The following is an 18879-nucleotide window of genomic DNA, read 5'->3' as shown; positions in this document are numbered from 1 at the left end:
TGATGTTACTAAATTATCAGCTTGCGCGACCGCGACAAGTACGGGATAGCAAGGTTGTTAAGAGTTCCTTAAAAAACGTGCAGTGATGCAGTAAAAGTGGAATAGTAAAAAAATATATATTTGTCGTCTAAAAATTAAAAAGCATCTCCAATATCTGTTGCAGTGTTGGTCTATTGGCGATGGCAAATATCTAGAATTATTGGCATTTTGTAGCCATTTCTTTTATTTGATTACGGTAATCTAATCGGGTATTTTCTAGTTAAAATTCTCATCTATTTGTTGATACTTAGTTAAAATGCTTCGATTGGGTGCAGTAAATAACATTATCTACTAATTCCTTCAACTCCAAACTCTTGTAATCTGGTATGCAATGAACTATTTGATATTGGGATTAATCGCCGCTCCTCTTTTTTCCAGTTCGGCGATCGCACAACCCATCACCCATCCCGCTGCTGTTCCAGTGCAGGTTGCAGTTAGCCAAGCTCCCGAAAAGGCGATCGATGAATTAACAGACTTTATTTTCTACAACCTCTACCCAGGACTGAACCGCCGCAAAATCCGCTCAGATGAAAGGCAATACATCAAGGAATGGGCGGCTATCAAAAAAGTAGTGAGCCAGGATAGTTTGGTGTACCAAGATGTCTGTGGTAGAAACTCGACTAATTACGAGTGGCTGCTGTCTAAGTACGATGGTCAAGGCCCCGGAAGAGATGCGTCGGCTTTATCCAGTCCCGTGCTCGACAAAGTAGCAGATGCAATCTTCTACACCCGCCATCCAGAATTGGTCTACCGCAGAATACAGCCCTCTGAAATGAGGCTAGCGTCGGAATGGTCGGGGATTCGGCGGGCTATCAGTTCGTTGCATCCTTGCTACTGACACGGAATATTGCCTGCCATTTCAATTCTAATAATTCTGTGAGTTTGATATTTTCAGGAGCTGAACCCTCCTCAACTCACAGCGATCGACATAACCCAGCAAGCGATCGCCCGGATTAGCCCTGACTTAGCTACTTTATGTAAACTTTTGTAACAATACTCGATGTTTTGCATAAAAGTAGCGGGCTGTGGCTGATAGGTAGGTGGAGGGTTCAGGGTGTTGCAGCAGTTGCGGTGCAGTAGCGCTGAGAGTTCGTCTAGTAGGGTATTTAAGTAAACAGAGAGGAAAAAGTGTGAAAAGGCGATCGATTTTTGGTGTAGCGGTGGGTTTGACTGTGTTGAGCGTTACTTCAGTATCAGTTTTGGCGCAAGGGCGATCGCCCAGGGCGAACCCACAGATATTGGAAGGGCGATCGTTTCATCAGATTGCTGAACAACCAAAACCTCAGCTTATAACAGTGATCGCACAACCCATCACCCATCCTGCTGCTGTTCCTGTGAAAATTGCAGTTAGCCAAGCTCCCGAAAAGGCGATCGATGAATTGACAGACTTTATTTTCTATAACCTATACCCACGACTGAACCGTCGTAAAATCCGCTCTGACGAAACCCAGTACATCAAGGAATGGGCGGCTATCAAAAAAGTGGTGAGCCAGGATAGCTTGATGTACGAGATGGACTGCGGTAGAAACCTGAATAATAATTATGAGTGGCGGCTTTCTTCCTATGACAGTTCGGGTTTGGCAAGGAATGCGTCTCCTTTATCCAGCCCCGTATTGAATAAAGTAGCAGATGCCGTATTCTACACCCGCCATCCAGAATTGGTCTACCGCAGAATACAACCCTCAGAAACGAGACTAGCGTCAGAGTGGTTGCAAATTCGGAAAGCTGTCAGTTCGTTGCACCCTTGCTACTGACGCAGAATATTGCCTGCCACTTCAACTCTAATAATTCAGTGAGTTTGATATTTTCAGAAGCTGAACCCTCCTCAACTCACAGCAGCTTTAGCTACTTTATGTAAACTTTTGTAACAATACTCGATATTTTGCATAAAAGTAGCGGGTCAAGGCAGATAGATACATAGAGCGTTCTGGGTGTTGCAGCAGTTGCGGTGCAGCAAAGCCCAGAGTTCGCCTAGTAGGGCATTTGAATAAACAAAGAGGAAAAAGTATGAAAGGGCGATCGATTTTTAGTGTAGCGGCGAGTTTGACTGTGTTGAGCATTACTTCAGTATCAGTTTTGGCGATCGGGCGATCGCCCAGGGCGAACCCACAGATATTGGAGGGGCGATCGTTTTATCAGATTGCTCAACAACCAAAACCTCAGCTTATAACTTGGAAACAATTTATAGAACAAGGTGGTCAACGTTTCGTCCAAGTTGATTATGACCTACCTAGTGAGTTTAGAAATGGATATATTTATATCAATGCAGGGGGCGACAATACTATGGGTTATATTCTCAAGCAAGGCTTATCTAACTATCCACCTAGAAGGGTTAATACAGTGTCAGAAATTGATTCCGCTCTGGCAGAGAGGTATGTAAAATCTGGCAAAGCAGTTAGGTTTAACTGGGGAGGTGGTGCCAGTTCTTATCAAACTTATGGAAAAGATACTGAAGTTAGATTTTTGCGAACCCCTGGTTGGGGATGCTTAAGACTTACTTGTTTAGAAGCTCCTTCTATGACCAACGAGCAAATCAGTCGCATTCTGCATTCAGAAAAACGGATTGGAACAACAAAATAAGGCAAGTATGAAAGTAATTGCCATAGATTAAGTTTACTGAACAAATCAGAAGAAACTGAGGGAAGAGTTTTATGAAAACACAATTAATTTTTAATGTAGCGGTTAGTTTAGCAGCTTTTGCTATTGCTTCAGCCTCAGTCTTTGCCCAGGAGAGTTCGCAAAAGCTAACTAAATGTGTGAGTTTTGGTGGCAATGGTTTTTCCCCCATTTACACCGACAAAACATTAAAGCAAGCATTTTTTTCGATGACCTATCAAGATACAGCTTTTGTCGATAAACAAGAAGGAAATTTGCTATTTGTTTCTCAATATGAAGGAGTTAATTTTATAGTTGATGGCAGTCGCGGTCGCAATCAGTCCCCACCAGGCACATCAAATCCCAGACGAGGCTGGGTACGAGCAAGAGGGCTAGAAGACTTATCAGAATACAAATGCCGTAGCCTCTGGGAACTTGCTACCGTTCCCGAACCCGCTGTTTGCCAAAATCTTAAAACTCAAGCTGATATCAGCAATTGTGCTGCTGCTACTTATAAACAAGCAGATCGCCGGCTCAATGAAGTCTACAAGCAAGTAATATCAAAACTCAACCGTCGCGATCGAGAAACACTAATCGACGAACAACTAGCATGGATTCAGCGGCGCGATCCAACTTGTAAAAACAAAGTTCTCTCAACAAATAGGATAGATGAAAGAGGTAGTCTTTATCCAACTTATCTCAATAGCTGTTTGGAAACACTTACCCAACAACGTACAGCAGAACTAGAGAAATACTTACAAAACTAAACCAGAACAATCAATGCCAAAGTTAAACAGTTTCACCAAATTATTCACCTTATTCATCGCCACAGCAGTCATTATTTCTACCTGGGCAACATCAGTCAATGCTCAACGACAGCCTAATTGTAACAATCCTCATCAAAATAACCTAGAGATTAAGGAGTGCATAAGGTTAAGGTATGAAGCAGCCGATCGACGGCTAAATGAGGTTTACCAACAACTAATTTCCAAATTGAGTCGCGAAGAGCGATCGCTACTTTCCGAAGCACAAAAAGGATGGATTCAGTTGAAAGAAAATAACTGCCATTTTGAAGTTTATGGAAGTCGCATGGGCACGGGTTATCGAGGTTTTCTTAATGAATGCAGGGAACGCATGACCAAACAGCGTACTGGTGAATTAGAAAAATATTTACAAAGATAAACGAGGAATATCACTCAATGCCAAAAATAAACAGTTTCACCAAATTATTCACTTTATTCATTGCCACAACAGTAATTGTTTCTATGTGGGCAATATCAGTCAATGCTCAAGTGCAACTCACAGAACGATCGAAACTAGCGCTAGATGGAATCGGGCCGATACGAGTCGGAATGACGGTTGATGAAGCATCGCGGGCGGCTGGGGTTAGATTAGTAAAAAGCTATGCACCTCCAAATGAAGAGTTTTGTTCCTATTTTAAGCTACAAGGACAGCCACAAGGCATTAACTTTATGGTAACAAAAAGTCGCATTGTCAGAGTAGATATTAGCAATCAACAAATCACTACTATTAAAGGAATAAAAGTGGGTGATACTGAAGAGCAAATTATTAAGGCGTATCCGAGACAAATTAGAATCATCAAAAATCCGCTCGGTGGTCGTGGTAATAATTTAATTTTTGTTCCGCAAGATAAAGGAGATAGCCAATACCGTTTAATATTTGAGACAAAAAACAATCGGGTAACAAGTTTCAGGTCGGGTCAGCTTCCTCAAGTTGAGTACATAGAAGGTTGTTCATAATGTGGCAAATAGTTCGTATTTGAGATATCAATTGTACACTAGATAAAAAGATGATAAAAAGAACAAAAGAGTTTGTGATTGCCACCGTGACTTTGACAGTTTTAGGTGTTGGATGTTTGGCAGAATTAAAGCACAGCATGGGGTTGGCAGCGGCATCGCCGAGCGAGTCAATAATGGCTCAGAGACAAGAGCAATGTGAAAGAGGCAAGAGTGTTGCTCCTGCTAAAGAAACCAGAAAGATTAGAGAGGATAAATTTCAGTTTTCCTTCAACATTCCCACTAACTATCGAACTGAAAAGAGGCAGGATGGGAATCGTTTATCGATAATTTCGTACAATCCTGCTGATACAAAATTATTAGAATGCGGGAAAAGAAATCGGCTGCGTGGTTACGGTCATGGAGCTGTACCTGTGTTGGTGACAGTAGAACCAGCCACACCTGCAACTCGTCTCATTCCTGAACTAAATGAAACTACTTTGAGAGTAGAAAATATTAGAGAAATAACTATTGCTAAGCAAAAAGCTTTCGTCTCTATGACTAAGTATAGTATAGTTGGAGAGATAGATAGGGCAGATACTTATTTGCAAGCTAGCTTTCTTACCCCTGATCGGCGAAACAAGATTACTATTTCTATTATTAACGCCCCAGGAGAAAACATTAGTGGTTCTGTTGAAGAGAAAGTGTTTGACATAGTAATTTCATCATTTGCTTTTGTGAGATAATTGGATCGAAGAATAGGAGAAATGATGAAAGGACGATCGATTGTTAGTTTAATAGTCAGCTTCGCAATTTTGGCGACTGGTTCCTTAGCAGTATTTGCAGAATCTTTGCGATATCCCACAGATGTGGAACTTAGGAAACTGAAACTAGATTTTGAAAAGCAAATTCAATCTTCGGGCTCGATTTCACGAAAAAATACTTCAGAAATTGACCAGTTGAGAACTCTCAGAGCTGCTTGGTCGAAAGCAGATCCAGGTGTAGCACCTTTTTTGGGTGCATATAGGGCATTAGAAGAAGGGAAATTCATTTATCCTTCAAATACCAAAGGTCGCGTTTGTATCATTGATACTTTTCTTACTGGTGAAAGGGGAAATACAGCAGAATCTTACGGTGTATTATTTACAGTTGGTTCCGTATCTAATGGAACAATCCGTACCAGTAACAATCATGTATTTATCATAAAAGGAGATTATTTGGGAGATACATATGTTCACCCAGACCAAGCAAGAGTTTATGGTTATGTTTTGACAGGTTCATTGAAAGCTCCTAGTCTTACATATATCCCTGGAATCAATATAACTCTCTTGCCTGATTGGGCAAAGCAGGAGATTATTCAAAAGTTTAATGCGGCTGGCTGTACCGCTTATTTGCCAGACCAACGATAGATTAAGCTTGCTGAACCAATTAACTAAAAAATGAGAGGAAAAATCATGAAAGCGCGATCGATTCTTAGTCTAATGACAACCTTGACCGTCTTGACTGTCAGCTATGCACCAATATGTGCACAACCTCAGCCCAAGCAAGAAGAGAGAACCTCTCAAGTAGCTCAGAACATCAATCAATTTAAACCATTTGAGATTGGAAGACTCAGCACAGGTGAAAAGGTGTTACGAGTTCCCAGAGAAGTTATGTTACAAAGTCCATTTAAAGAAGCTATCCAACGATCTACTCAGAACAGTGATACCCAGATTGATAGACCGATTGATGGTGTTTTTTTATGGGATGGCAGTCAAATGTTATTTGCAGGTTACGATGTCGAATCAATTTTAGATTTCAAAGTTGGGAATCAAAGTTATTGGCTAACTAGAGTTAGAGCGCCAGACGGTGCTGGAAAATTAAAGCTATCCCAACCAAGATTTGTTAATGTCAAAGTAGTAAATATTAATACTTCTCAGTACCAATTCATCGACGACGTTAAAAAAGACAACAAAACCAATGGTTTTTTCTATGTAAGTATCCGAAATGGAAATGGTTTGGGCGTTAGTGTAATCACATATTTAGTAGACCTTCGCATTGCTGCTGCAAATCCAGAGCGAAATGTGGTGGTGTGTGAATCTTCTAGGTACACGCAGCTACGAAGTGGAAATGGGGTATCTCCCACAAAGAACAACCCAAACTGTAAACCAGGCAATAGGTGATATGGGTCGATAGTTCTTTTCAACTCAACAAAGATGGACAGGGCGATTCCATACCGGATAGATCCGCTTCACGGATAAACAAGGTATTTTAGCAAACACAGAGGAAAATATGAAAGGGCGATCGATTCTGAGTTTGATAGTAAGTTTAACAGTAATATCTCAAAGTATTTTCACACAATCACTAGCTGTTGAATCAAAGAAAGATACTGTTAGTCCATCTCAACAAGAGTCAAGAGCAATACTCCAAGCCATTTGCGATAGAGATAAGATATTTGCGAATAGCGATCGCAAAGGTAAATTAGCTTGCAAAGGCTGTCCTTCATTTACTGGAGTGGGAAGTAATAGAGGTTTTTTAAGCCAAGAACCGTTTAGTCTTGAAAAAGTTGTGTATGGCAGTTTTACTCAATCTGGTACTCGCGAGGCTTTAGCTGATTTTTATGGCTGCGAGCCACACTCTAGTAATTATGGAGGTAGCGTATTGCTGCGACGTTCGAGTCAAGGGTGGTCAGCGTTGCGATATGAATCGGGATTGCGATCGAATAACTGCCTCAAATTTCCTAGTAAGAACGGTGGAGACTTACTCGTATGCCAGGGCTACTATGCACAAATGGGACAATCTTATGATTGGCTAGATGCTATACAAATTGGTTCATCTGAAACAAAAAAAACTAAGTTGATCGACCTAATTTCTAACACTGCTGCTTACAAACCTCCATTTTATGAAATGCGGATTGAAGACTGGACAGCACAGGACATTAATAAAGACGGTCGTCCAGATTTGACTATCAGAGTAAGAGAAGCAAAATTAGCTACTAAACCCTCTGGATTACAGCTTAGATATGATTCTAACCTTCCCAATCCTACTTTCAATCAATTGATATTTTTATTTAATGGTGAGTCATTTCGTGCAACGCCAGAAACAGCACAAATTCAACAGCGTATTGAACGTAAATAGATTTTTAGTTAATGAGGAAAACAAATGAAAGGGATCTCGATTCTTAGTTTAATGGCAACCTTGGCAATCTTAGGGATTGGAGCTTTCATAAAACCCCAATCTGCAAATGCTGAACCAGCACCTATGTTTAGACCAATTCTTAGAGAAATCCAAAACCAGCTTCCTAGAGGATGGGTAATGCGCTTGCCTTCAGCCGTTAATCTCAGCGACAATCCACTTTACTCACAAGTTGCGACAACTATTCCCGGAGAGTTTGCCGTCTTCTTAAATTCACAGCCAAACTGCACGGCTAGAGCTTGTCAATTGGGAGTTATTGCGGTCGGTCAAGATTCTGCTTACGCTAATCGTTTGCGTTCCAAACCAATTCTTTCCCTGAAGGAACTGGAAAGACTTAACGTAATTAGACAGCGCGGTTATGAAAATTGGACAGAATCAGATAAACAAGAATTAATCCGCTCAGAGATGGCAGTATTAGAGAGGACACCTATCACTTTAAAGCAAGGAATTAAGGGTCTTTTCATCGTGCAAAATTCGGGAGGCGCTTCTACTCCACCTTCACTGAGTGTAATCTGGAAGCAAGACGGTTTAGATTATCGAGCAACTCAGAAGGGCGGATTCGACAGCATTCGCAATGTTGTATCACAACGCGATAAATCAGCAATGATTGACCTCGCTATTTCAATGGCTAATGAGTCTCCGATTACCAGTGCAAAATAATGAAAAAAGGAAGGAAAAAGTTCATGAGAAATAAATTAATTGTTGGTTTAGTAGCAACTTTGACAATTTTAGGATTTGGAGCATTAACCGAACCTGAATCTGTTGCAATCGCTAATCAATCTCTAGTTTATGATGCCGTTATAGCTAATTCTGATGTGGTAAATGGGCGATCGCAAACAGTTGCTCAACAACCAAAACCTCAGCTTATAACTTGGAAACAATTTGTAGAGAATGGCGGTGGTCGCTATATTCAAGTTGATTACGACCTACCACCTGAGTTTAGGAATGGCTACGTTTACTTCAATCAAGGAGCTAGCGTTATCACAGCTTACATTCTCAAACAAGGTTTATCTAGCTACCCACCTGTCAAAGAAACTGGACTTGGAGAAATTGACGTTACTCAAGGAGATCGGTATGTAAAATCGGGCCGAGCAATTCTGTTTTTCTGGAATCAAGGGAACTCTGGTTTACAATATGCCAATGATACTCAAGTTAGAGTTACTCAAAAGGGAACTGGTTGCTTTAGGGCTAATTGCTTAACAGCTCCTTTTATGACTGACGAGCAAATCAGCCGTATTCTGCGTTCTAAAAGAAGAATTGAACAAAATAAATGAGGTAAATATGAAAAAAACATCGGTAATTAGCTTAATATTTTGCTTGACTATTTTAGGAGTTGAATCCTTACCAATTCAAGCACAAAATCGTCTAGTTTGTAAAAGAGGAGCGTTTGTCAATCCAGCCAGAGAAAGCAAAAAGATTAGAAACCCAGATTTCGGATTTGTGTTTGATATTCCGGCGAATTATACTAGCGAAACAAGTCGCAGCGATAATATAACTCACGTACTTTTGTACAACCCTAACGAACAGGAATTAAATGCTTGCTGTAAAAAATATCGACAAATAGGTTGTGATGGTTATCCCTCATTGGTCTCGGTGAGCATAGAGCAAGCCAAGTCTGACACTCGCCTGCTTCCCGAACTTAGTCGTGCAGATGAGCGATTAGAAAATATCAAACCAACAACCATTGCCAATCAAAAAGCAGTAGTTTACGTCAAAAAAAGCACAACAAACGGCGTAAATACTTTTTTGACAGCGAGTTTCATTGCTCCTAATACTAAGTACAAAATTACTGTTGTTGCATTTAGTTACAAGGATACAATTAACCCAATTGATGAACGAGTTTTCCAAAGAGTAATCTCTTCATTTGCTTTTGTTAAGTAACTGGACTCAAAGATTAGAGAATCGAATTGATCGACTTTGGGTCAATGTTACAACAAGCACAACTTAAGCAATGATTTAAGGCAAGGGTCGAACACATTTTTTATTGCCTGCCACAACACATTATTAGTCAAATTAATGTTAATTATGAACAGAAACCTGAAGATTTTCGCTATTTTATCACCCATTTTAGCAATGGGCATTTTTGTAGCCCCTGGACGTGCAGGGAAAGTTGAGGCAACACCTGTTCCCTGTTGGTTTTTTCGGGAAGACCGCCTAGAACTCAAGCAAACCTGTATCTATGAATCGGTCTTTTGGATGGGAGGAGGAGGAAACACTTTACGCTGGGAAGATGGCGTACAAACAAACATGGCGTGGGGATTGCAAGGACGTGGAGGAAGACCTTGCGTAGATATTGGCATTGATGGTGTTTGTGGTGTAACCTATTATCGCCATCGCACAACCTTGAAACGGATTTCTCAAGAAGAGATGCGGAAGGTGAAGAATGAGTCGTCCATGACCTGCGTCCAATTACAAGATAAATCAATATGCTGGTATAGATGAAATGACAGATGCTACCAAATATCAATCATTCTGTCAAATACTAAAAAAAAATGAGTTATCGCTATGCCCCAATTAAATAGTTTGAGAAAATTCTTGACCTTCTTTATCGGCACTATTGTCATTGTTTCTACGTGGGCAATATCAGCTAGCGGTCAAGCCCAACTAACGGAAGGATCGAAACTAGCGCTTGATGGAATCGGGCCGATTGGAGTGGGTATGACTGTTGATGAAGCATCGCGGTCTGCTGGAGTTAGGTTAGTAAACCGTGGTGGTGGTCGTGATGAGTATTTCTGTTCCTACTTTGATCTGCAAACAGGGCCAAAGGGAATTAGTTTTATGGTGACAAAAGGTCGCATTGCTAGAGTAGATAATTTTAGCAATAAGCGGATTACTACAATCAAAGGGGCTAAAATTGGAGATACTGAAGAGCAGATTATTTCTCTGTATCCAGGGCAAATCCAAGTAACTAGGCATCCTTATAGCAGTCGCCCACCTTACAACGGTAAATATCTAACTTTTGTGCCTAAAGATGCTGCTGATAAAAACTACCGCATTATTTTTGAGACTAGCAAAAATCGGGTAGAACGCTTTCGTTCTGGTAAAATTCCTGAAGTTGAGGCGATTGAAGGCTGTTCCTAAAAGGCTGGGGCGGGCACGGGGCACCGCCCCTACACAAAATATCCGCATAAATCTTTTTCGCCAACATTCTAGCCAAATTAACAGGTACGGCATTACCGACCATTTTGTAGCCGTCAGCAATATACTTGTACTTGAAAATAAAATCATCCGGGAAAGTCTGAACTCTCGCACATTCTCGCACAGAAAGCCGACGGTAAGGCTGAGGCGAATTCGGATCGAAAATTCGCTTGTCTTTGCCAACTAAAATCATTTTACTAGCTTGAGGGTGCAGAGGTGCGTGTCTGCCACTTGCCTGAATTGTAAACGAAGGTTCACACCAACTTCTAACTCGATTTCGCGACATATAAATGCTCGAAAAACCCAAATCTGCACATTCGTGATTCGCGACAGAATTGTGATAATTATCTACTTTACCTTTAACGGCAATAGGGGCGATATCCTGCAAATCCAAAATCGCATCTTGCAGTGTCAAAACCTCGGTTCCAGGTTCGGGAAACTCAAAATCAAAACCCAGATTCTGCCGATAACCGACAACAATCACCCTTTGCCTATCTTGCGGTACACCAAAATTTTTAGCATTCACCAACTGAAACGAAACCCGATACCCAATTTCCTCAAACTGCGATAATATATAAGTGAAAGCATCCTTATTTCTAGGAGCCAAAATACCGCTAACATTCTCAGCCAAAAAGAACAAAGGCTGCTTGTCCCGTACAATTCTGATATACTCCCAAAAAAGCTGACCCCGAGAATCATCAATCCCGCGTTTTGCGCCCGCCGCACTCCAACTTTGACACGGAGGCCCGCCAATAATCCCAACACAGTCAGGAATTTCATCAGAATTAATTTTTATGATATCTCTTTTATTTAAAATAGTGTCAGGATGGTTAAATTGATAAGTATCCCAAATAGACTTATCGTATTCATTCGCCCAAACCGGATTAAACCCAGCCAAGCGAAAACCCAAATCCAACCCGCCACAACCGGAAAACAGAGAAATAATATCCAAACCCACCTTTTTTCACCAACAATCAATACAACAAATCAATTATAAACATCTCTCTTATTAACTTTCTTTCTCTTTATTCTCTCACTCTGCGCCCTCTGCGCCCTCTGCGGTAAAAAATCAATTCAAAAACAAATATAACACTTTATAATCCTCAATGAATGCAAACTCCATCCTGCAATCTTACCAACACTTCGGAGTCCACCTCGGCCTCGAAAGAATTCACCAACTCCTCGCAAAACTAGACAACCCCCACAAACAAGTACCCATTATCCACGTCGCCGGCACAAATGGCAAAGGTTCCGTTTGCGCTTATCTCTCATCCGTACTCACAGAAGCAGGCTATCGAGTCGGGCGCTACACATCCCCGCACTTGATCGATTGGACAGAAAGAATTTGTATCAACCAAAAACCGATTTATACAACTCAATTACAGCAGTGTCTCGAACAAGTTGTTAGCGCTGCTGAAGGTAATACCGAAACTCCGACTCAATTTGAAATCATCACCGCCGCAGCTTGGCTGTATTTCGCTCAACAAAAAGCAGATATTGGAGTCATAGAAACCGGATTGGGCGGTAGATTAGATGCGACTAATGTTTGCGAAACTCCCCTCGTCAGTGTCATTACTTCTATCAGTCTCGAACACTGGCAAATCCTCGGCCCGACTGTTGCTGATATTGCTGGGGAAAAAGCGGGAATTATTAAATCAAAGTGTCCGGTTGTTGTTGGGGAGTTGCCAGAATCTGCTAGATTAGTAGTAGAAAGACGGATAAAAAAATTAGAGTGTCCGGCAGTTTGGGTAAAGCCAGCGATGGATTTAGGAGACAGATTTGCAGAATATCATCCCAATCCAGAAATCAGCGTTAATTCTGGTTCATCTGCGGTTAAAATAAAGTATAAATTGCCATTGCTGGGACAAGTTCAATTAATGAATTCGGCGATCGCACTTGCAACTATCCACACCCTCCAAAACCTAGGCTGGCAAATCTCCCCAACCGCCATCACCAACGGTATCGCTCAAACCCAATGGCCCGGAAGACTTCAGCGCACAACTTGGAACAACCGCAATATCCTGATTGACGGCGCGCACAACCCCGCTGCTGCGATCGCCCTGCGCGAATACATAGATAACCTTACCACTTCCCCGTCACCGATTAACTGGGTCATCGGCATTCTGGCGACGAAAGACTGCGATGATATTTTACAAGCATTACTCAAAAAGGGCGATCGGCTGTACCTAGTACCCGTACCCGATCAAAACTCCGCATCCCCCACAGAATTAGCAGCCATTGCTGAAAATATCTGCCCCGAATTAGCTATTTGTCAAGCCTTCCCAGACTTAGCAACAGCCTTAGATACCGTTGTTACCGACGAAAACCTCACCATCCTCTGCGGTTCACTTTATCTAATCGGGTATTTTCTGCAACAACAACAATCCCAAGCTTAAACGCATCAGCCTTGTGTTTCTTCCTCAGTAAAAATCGGAGGCCACAATTCAGAAACGGGTAATTCCCAACCGGGAAAAAGTTCTGCGACTGTCAAGATATCGCCATTTGCTAAAATAGTTGGTTCACCAGTCGATCGATAAATTGCCACTGTCTCTTCGTCAGGATCGATCAGAATCCCTACTATCGCACCCAGCTCTATAAACTTCAAAACTTTGGTTTCTATAGCCTTAATGCGATCGCTCTGAGACTTAATTTCAACCACCAAATCCGGGACAAGTTCACCAAAATAGCGCGGACTTTGGCGCAAGCGGGCGGCGCGCACAAAGGAAACATCCGGCGCTTTGACATTTGTATTCGGCATAATGAAACCGCCGGCGGAATCGAACACTCTCCCCAAGCGGCGGGGATAAACCCAATTACCGAGTAAGCGAATTAAAATACTGCCGATTTCACTGGATACGATATCTGATGGGCCCATAACTGAAATTATCCCGTCTTCTAGTTCAATTTTGTAATCTAAACCCGCTTCGGTAAAAGCAGTTTGAACTTGATTTAAATCTTTGACTGTCATTGTTGTCATAAAACTTGCTCCTATTCTCAACTAAGGTTTGATTTTTAGATAAGTCAAATATTATAATATTTTAATCATAGCTCATATATTCTGATCGAGCATAAATTAAACTAAATTTAAAATATCGGGCGCACAGCTACGAAAAATAGGAGTTGTGGGAAAGGCGATTTTGTACGGGATAAACTCACTCGCATTTATCTACGCGCAACCGCCTCAAAAATTATGGTGATAGCTACAAAATCGTCAAATAAGTTTCAGTGGGACTGATGGGTAAAGGTTTTAAGATTTGATTTTGCAAGTCTATTTCCAATCCCAATGATTCTAAAGGTATCACACCCAAAAGCGCATCATCTCCTCCCGGTAACTCTAAGCACTCGAAAGTGCCTTCTCTGTCAAACATTGATATTTTAGCATCTTGGAAAATTCGGGCTTTGCCAATACCCATTGCGGTTGCTACATCTACTTCTTTGAGGAGTTTTAGGCCGAGTTTGGCGATCGCATTTTTTGGCAGACACAAGGTAGTGGATCCTGTATCCACCAATACATTTTTAAGAACGATCGACCGAATTTCTTCTGGTGAAATCGTCCCATCTTCTGCCCGAATTTGGTCGGCTCGATTAATGATTGTCAGAGTGGCAAAAACTTTTCCCATTGGATTGCTGTTTTTAATTTGCACCCGTTGCCTCCTGCGGTAGCGTCGGAGTATGGTAGAGTCGATAGGGGCATTTCTACCCCTACCTCTCCTTCAGAACGGAACGTGAAACTTTCGCTTCATTCCGCTCCTTGATATCTTCATCCTTTTTAAGGATACAACTCAAAACGGATTGATATCATAGTTCCTGATTAGGGAACCGTCGTTTTCCGTTTTTGTGTCGTGACAGTGCTTATGTAGAAGTTGAAGGTTTTTATACTCATCCTTACCGCCTAATGAGCGGGGTAGGATATGGTCAACTTCTACAGTGTCCTCCGGTGTAAAGTACAGACCACAGTGGGTACATTTACCTTTTTGTGTCTTAAGCAGTGTTGCCACTCTTGTTGGTGTTTCCGGGTATTCTCCACGTCTAGAACTCCAATAAATCCAGTTACCGTCATAAGGTGTTGAATTGCCCTTTACCTTGACGTGCCTTTTTATTGGCGTTGCTTGGTGTTGTGCTAATTCTAAACCTTCTTCTGTGCTGAAGCACCAATTTCTGTCACCTACTGTTCGCCAGTATTTGTTTTTATTGATGCTACCTTTTCCCCGTCTTTTAGCCCAGGCTCGTAATTTGTCGTAGGTAAGGTCATCAATTTTGCTGAAGATTTTCTTACTTACTACTGTGGAGTAATAGTTTGACCATCCCCAAATTATTGGATTCAGCCGACTAATTAAAGCAGCTTGAGGGGCGGTATTATGCGTGTCTATTACTTTTTCAATTTTCCCAAGATGAGCTTTGACTTTTAGTTTTGATGGGGTGATTATTGTACTAAAGCCAAGTGGTATTCCTTTGGTATTTTTAGCACTTCGGTAGTTACCTACCTTATGTTGTTGTACGTGGAATCCTAAAAACTCAAACCCAACATTCCCATTGTATTCGTTGAGGGTGTGGGTTAATTTTGTTTTACTTGGCTTTAATTCTAAGCCCATATCACTTAACCATTCAGCTATTATCTTCTGACAGGCTATTATTACTTCAATGTCTTTGTGAATAATCACAAAATCATCGGCGTATCTAATAAGGCTTATTGCGTCACGGTTGCTGCTTTTGCTGATTTTATTCTTCAAAGTTTCCGCATACTGCTTAACCCTTTCTTCCATGCCGTGTAAGGCTATGTTAGCCAAAAGTGGAGAAATAACTCCGCCTTGTGGCGTACCTTCTATGGTCGGGAAGATTTCACCTTGGTCTAATACCCCACTTTTAAGCCACGACTTAATTTGATTTCTCAGTCGCGGATAGGTATTGATTTTGTCAAGTAATGCTTTGTGATTAATGCGGTCAAAGCATCTGGCAATATCAGCGTCTAGCACATATTTGGCTTTGTATCTGATACTGTTGAAAATAGCTCCGATTGCATCGTGACACGACCTACCTGGTCTAAAACCATAGGAGTTTGGCTCAAAAAGAGCTTCCCATTCTGGTTCAAGTGCTGCTTTTACAACAGCTTGTAAGGCTCGATCGTACATAGTGGGTATGCCTAATGGTCTTGACTCATTAGTTCCTGGTTTTGGTATCATTACACGACGTGTCGGTTTTGATTTTCCAGTTACCTTGAGTTGACTTACTAGCTTGACTCGCTGCTTCGGGGTTAGTAGTTTAATACCATCCACACCTGCTGTACGTTTGCCAGTATTATCTTGCGTGACCCGTCGTACCGATAAGACCTTATTAGACCATGAATTAATCAAGGTCTTCTGAAGCTTACGAACTGCTTTAACATCGCCACGCTCACTTGAAAGATAGATACGTTTTTGCAACTTAAATGTCAATCTTTCGGCTTTTCGCCAATTGATTTGATTCCATTCCACCGTCGGGTTGTCCCGCGTTTTAGACTTATTCATTGCTACTCAAGTTTCTATCCTTGAAGTTACCATGTATCTGTCTGCATATCTCTGTCATTACAACAGAGCATTGGCTTCTGATACAATCCCTCTTCCATATATTGTTCGTTAGCTACTTACTGGGTAATTGATTCCCAGAAATATATGAAAGTTACTTCGTTCCAAATACACATTGATTGAGTTTTTAGTGTGATGCTATCCACCGGGTTTATGGGCGGTGCTTATAGGTCGATAAGCAAATCGCCTACGCCCTAGCCTTGCCTTTTGGCTTGGTCTTAACCAGTTTTTACCGTGTTTTTCAACGGTTTTATCCTGATTTAGCCGTTAGACCATCTTAAGATAACGATGGTTCAGACACATCTTTGTTTACTACACATGAACTCTTGCTCAACAGTTACCAGTTTCGGCTACCAGTAGTCTGCCTTTTATCCCCGCTTTATCTTGTTAGTTGCTACCTATCAAGATAGGGGATATGCTTTTACCGCTGCACTTGCGGACTGAGACTTGGGATGACCCGCACCCAGATGTGTATCCAGTTATTATGACTCTATAGTCATCCTAGCCATCCCCTAAGTATTGAAACTCAGTTTCGGCTAACGAATCGCACTACTTGTTTTAAGTATAACTCATATGCGGGAGCGATCGCACAGGTTCGTAGTGAGGACTTTAGTCCGCATTAAGAAGGACTAAAGTCCTCCGCACAGGTTTGTAGTGAGGACTTTAGTCCGCATTAAGAAGGACTGAAGTCCTCACAGGTTTGTAGTGAGGACTTTAGTCCGCATTAAGAAGGACTGAAGTCCTCACAGGTTTGTAGTGAGGACTTTAGTCCGCATTAAGAAGGACTGAAGTCCTCACAGGTTTGTAGTGAGGACTTTAGTCCGCATTAAGAAGGACTGAAGTCCTCACTACGAACCTAGGATAATATTTTTAATACTGATACTTATATATATGGCGACACAGATTCCCATTATTTAATGATATGTCAAATCGCAGAAAAAAGCAAGGGGCAGACGAAAAAAAAATCCGCCCCAGCTTCAATCAAAAACTATCTTTGATTCCAAGCAGTCGCCGCATCAGTCACCGCTTGTTCGACAGGTTTTTCCCCCAACATTGCCGCTTGCAAATTGTCATAAATTGCCTTCTGCAACTTCTTAACATCCTTAAGAGGCGGAATCAACAACTCGGCTTTTTCCAAGCCAGAAGCACTGATAATTCGAGCGCGATCGCTCGGAGCAGCATCAGCCGCAACGCTCTTAAAATAAGAGTCCTGCAAAGTCTCAACCGTAGAAGGCAAAACATTAGCAGCCTTGGCAAAAGCCAACTGATTTTGAGAATTAGTTACGTACAAAGCAAACTTGACAGCATCATCAGGGCGCTTGCTGTCGCGAGGTACAACTAAATTCATCACCGCCACAGTCTTCTTGCCGCTTTCCCCGGTAATTTGAGGCGCAGCAGTTGAAGCAGCACCAACACTCGGAGCATTTTCAGCGATCGCCTTCAAAAACTGAGGCCCAGAACCCAACAAAGCAGTTTCCCCAGCTTGATAAAGCTCGATCGCCCTGCGGTGTCCCTGCACCAAAACATCCTGTGGCAAAAGTCCGCCCTTGTACAAATCAACCCAATACTGAAAAACCGCCTTACCTTTATCAGTATTAAAAGCAGCCTTACCTTGAGCGTCCACCAAAGGCACGCCCATCTGCACGAAAGATTGCAAAACTTCCGCCGAATCTTCCGGTACAAAAGTCGCAAAAAAAGCAAACTTACCAGTTTTATCTTTTACCTGTTTCGCCACAGCCGCCAACTCCGTATAGGTAGCGGGAGGCTTGGCAATTCCAGCTTTTTTAAACAACTCTGTATTGTAAATAGTTACCGGAGTTGTCAGATACCAAGGAATGCCAAAAGTCTTACCATCGAGTACGCTAGCTTTCCAGATATTTGGGAGATAGCTCGATCGCACTTGCTGCGAAATCCGAGAGTCTAAATCCAGCCAAGCATTGCGCCCCGCTAACAGCGAAGCAAAATCGGGATTCAGGTTCACCACATCCGGCGCAGTTTTCGCCGATACAGCCCCCAAAATCTTGCTTTCCATCGCCGACCAAGGCACGTCTACCCAGCGCACCTTCACCCCGGGATTTTCGGCTTCAAAACCAGCGATCGTCTTGTTGAAATAATCAGTAAACTGTGGTTGAAGCTGCATAGTCCAGAACTCGATTTCATTGGCATTCTTGGTCTGGGAATTCACCGCCGGCTTGCTGCAACTCACCACCGCAGCTAGCATCAGCCCTACCAGCCCAAACACAGCGAACAGTTGCCAAGATTTACGTTTCATAGAATTTAATTTGAGATTCATGGTTAGCTAAGGAGAAAACAAGCATCGCCCTCTGAAAGCCCTCCTGGGTTCAAGCGCCAGAGTTTTGTGTGCGGGCCCGGGAGAGAGAGTCGGTTTGGTTGCAGAATCAATCGGTTTTTGGTCGATCGAGCTTAAATTTGTTGACATTCGCCGCAGAATAGCTATTGTCAAGTAAATTGGATAGCATAAAATCGGAACTGGCGATCGCGGAACACAGACAGCTCCGTTACGGAGGAATACCGAGATTACAGACCGATAGAGGGCGGTGGGAAACCAATCTCCCAACATCCGGCGGGCTGGATAGAGCTGGCCAATTACAAAATAAAAAAATAGCAATTACAGA

Annotated in this window: 21 protein-coding genes; 16 read left to right on the top strand and 5 right to left on the bottom strand. The window is 42.1% G+C overall.

The window, feature by feature from the left end; all coding sequences use genetic code 11:
- Positions 1 to 370 precede the first annotated feature (370 nt).
- The 15 genes from QZW47_RS08590 to QZW47_RS08520 all read left to right on the top strand — a co-directional run bounded on the left by QZW47_RS08590 (position 371) and on the right by QZW47_RS08520 (position 10625).
- Positions 371 to 877 (top strand): hypothetical protein, encoded by a 507-nt coding sequence (locus QZW47_RS08590; protein ID WP_293126074.1) that lies wholly within the window; start codon positions 371 to 373, stop codon positions 875 to 877.
- A gap of 292 nt (positions 878 to 1169) precedes the next feature.
- A complete protein-coding gene (locus QZW47_RS08585; RefSeq protein ID WP_293126072.1) occupies positions 1170 to 1793 on the top strand; it encodes a hypothetical protein in 624 nt (207 codons plus the stop codon).
- A gap of 253 nt (positions 1794 to 2046) precedes the next feature.
- Positions 2047 to 2619 (top strand): hypothetical protein, encoded by a 573-nt coding sequence (locus QZW47_RS08580; protein ID WP_293126070.1) that lies wholly within the window; start codon positions 2047 to 2049, stop codon positions 2617 to 2619.
- Between the two features lie 71 nt (positions 2620 to 2690).
- Positions 2691 to 3401: a lysozyme inhibitor LprI family protein gene (locus QZW47_RS08575; RefSeq protein ID WP_293126068.1), complete on the top strand. Its 711-nt coding sequence runs from the start codon at positions 2691 to 2693 to the stop codon at positions 3399 to 3401.
- 13 nt (positions 3402 to 3414) lie between these two features.
- Entirely contained in the window at positions 3415 to 3816 is a 402-nt protein-coding gene (locus tag QZW47_RS08570; protein WP_293126066.1) for a lysozyme inhibitor LprI family protein, read from the top strand.
- 17 nt (positions 3817 to 3833) lie between these two features.
- Positions 3834 to 4394, top strand: a complete 561-nt coding sequence (locus tag QZW47_RS08565; RefSeq protein ID WP_293126064.1) for a hypothetical protein — start codon at positions 3834 to 3836, stop codon at positions 4392 to 4394.
- Positions 4395 to 4444: 50 nt separating this feature from the next.
- On the top strand, positions 4445 to 5116 hold the full coding sequence (locus tag QZW47_RS08560) for a hypothetical protein (protein ID WP_293126063.1): 672 nt from the start codon (positions 4445 to 4447) through the stop codon (positions 5114 to 5116).
- Between the two features lie 21 nt (positions 5117 to 5137).
- A complete protein-coding gene (locus QZW47_RS08555) occupies positions 5138 to 5779 on the top strand; it encodes a hypothetical protein (RefSeq protein WP_293126061.1) in 642 nt (213 codons plus the stop codon).
- A 45-nt stretch (positions 5780 to 5824) separates the two neighbouring features.
- A complete protein-coding gene (locus QZW47_RS08550; protein WP_293126059.1) occupies positions 5825 to 6532 on the top strand; it encodes a hypothetical protein in 708 nt (235 codons plus the stop codon).
- 109 nt (positions 6533 to 6641) lie between these two features.
- Positions 6642 to 7487: a hypothetical protein gene (locus tag QZW47_RS08545; protein ID WP_293126057.1), complete on the top strand. Its 846-nt coding sequence runs from the start codon at positions 6642 to 6644 to the stop codon at positions 7485 to 7487.
- A 24-nt stretch (positions 7488 to 7511) separates the two neighbouring features.
- Positions 7512 to 8204: a hypothetical protein gene (locus tag QZW47_RS08540; protein ID WP_293126055.1), complete on the top strand. Its 693-nt coding sequence runs from the start codon at positions 7512 to 7514 to the stop codon at positions 8202 to 8204.
- Positions 8204 to 8818: a hypothetical protein gene (locus QZW47_RS08535; RefSeq protein ID WP_293126053.1), complete on the top strand. Its 615-nt coding sequence runs from the start codon at positions 8204 to 8206 to the stop codon at positions 8816 to 8818. The genes QZW47_RS08540 and QZW47_RS08535 overlap by 1 nt, the downstream gene beginning before the upstream one ends.
- Entirely contained in the window at positions 8802 to 9425 is a 624-nt protein-coding gene (locus tag QZW47_RS08530) for a hypothetical protein (protein WP_293126051.1), read from the top strand. Before QZW47_RS08535 ends, QZW47_RS08530 begins: the two co-directional genes overlap by 17 nt.
- A 144-nt stretch (positions 9426 to 9569) precedes the next feature.
- Positions 9570 to 9986, top strand: a complete 417-nt coding sequence (locus QZW47_RS08525) for a hypothetical protein (protein ID WP_293126049.1) — start codon at positions 9570 to 9572, stop codon at positions 9984 to 9986.
- 63 nt (positions 9987 to 10049) lie between these two features.
- Entirely contained in the window at positions 10050 to 10625 is a 576-nt protein-coding gene (locus QZW47_RS08520) for a hypothetical protein (protein ID WP_293126047.1), read from the top strand.
- Here the strand turns inward: QZW47_RS08520 and QZW47_RS08515 are convergent.
- Positions 10552 to 11640 (bottom strand): DNA cytosine methyltransferase, encoded by a 1089-nt coding sequence (locus QZW47_RS08515; RefSeq protein WP_293126045.1) that lies wholly within the window; start codon positions 11638 to 11640, stop codon positions 10552 to 10554. The genes QZW47_RS08520 and QZW47_RS08515 overlap by 74 nt on opposite strands.
- A 148-nt stretch (positions 11641 to 11788) precedes the next feature.
- Here QZW47_RS08515 and QZW47_RS08510 point away from each other — a divergent pair, with 148 nt between their 5' ends.
- A complete protein-coding gene (locus tag QZW47_RS08510; RefSeq protein WP_293126043.1) occupies positions 11789 to 13078 on the top strand; it encodes a folylpolyglutamate synthase/dihydrofolate synthase family protein in 1290 nt (429 codons plus the stop codon).
- Between the two features lie 5 nt (positions 13079 to 13083).
- On the opposite strand, the gene QZW47_RS08505 is transcribed toward QZW47_RS08510, so the two are convergent.
- The 4 genes from QZW47_RS08505 to QZW47_RS08490 all read right to left on the bottom strand — a co-directional run bounded on the left by QZW47_RS08505 (position 13084) and on the right by QZW47_RS08490 (position 18515).
- On the bottom strand, positions 13084 to 13659 hold the full coding sequence (locus QZW47_RS08505; RefSeq protein WP_293126041.1) for a Uma2 family endonuclease: 576 nt from the start codon (positions 13657 to 13659) through the stop codon (positions 13084 to 13086).
- 223 nt (positions 13660 to 13882) lie between these two features.
- Positions 13883 to 14302: an aspartyl protease family protein gene (locus QZW47_RS08500; RefSeq protein ID WP_293126149.1), complete on the bottom strand. Its 420-nt coding sequence runs from the start codon at positions 14300 to 14302 to the stop codon at positions 13883 to 13885.
- Positions 14303 to 14464: 162 nt separating this feature from the next.
- The gene (ltrA, locus tag QZW47_RS08495; protein WP_293126039.1) at positions 14465 to 16186 is read right to left on the bottom strand and encodes a group II intron reverse transcriptase/maturase; all 1722 of its coding nucleotides are present in this window, start codon (positions 16184 to 16186) and stop codon (positions 14465 to 14467) included.
- A gap of 1045 nt (positions 16187 to 17231) precedes the next feature.
- A complete protein-coding gene (locus QZW47_RS08490; protein ID WP_293126037.1) occupies positions 17232 to 18515 on the bottom strand; it encodes a sugar ABC transporter substrate-binding protein in 1284 nt (427 codons plus the stop codon).
- Between the last annotated feature and the right edge of the window lie 364 nt (positions 18516 to 18879).

Origin of the sequence: Microcoleus sp. bin38.metabat.b11b12b14.051 (genome assembly GCF_013299165.1) — a bacterium.
Taxonomy (GTDB): Bacteria; Cyanobacteriota; Cyanobacteriia; order Cyanobacteriales; family Microcoleaceae; genus Microcoleus.
Note: the sequence above shows the minus strand (reverse complement) of the source record. Positions and strands in the feature narration are given on the sequence as shown.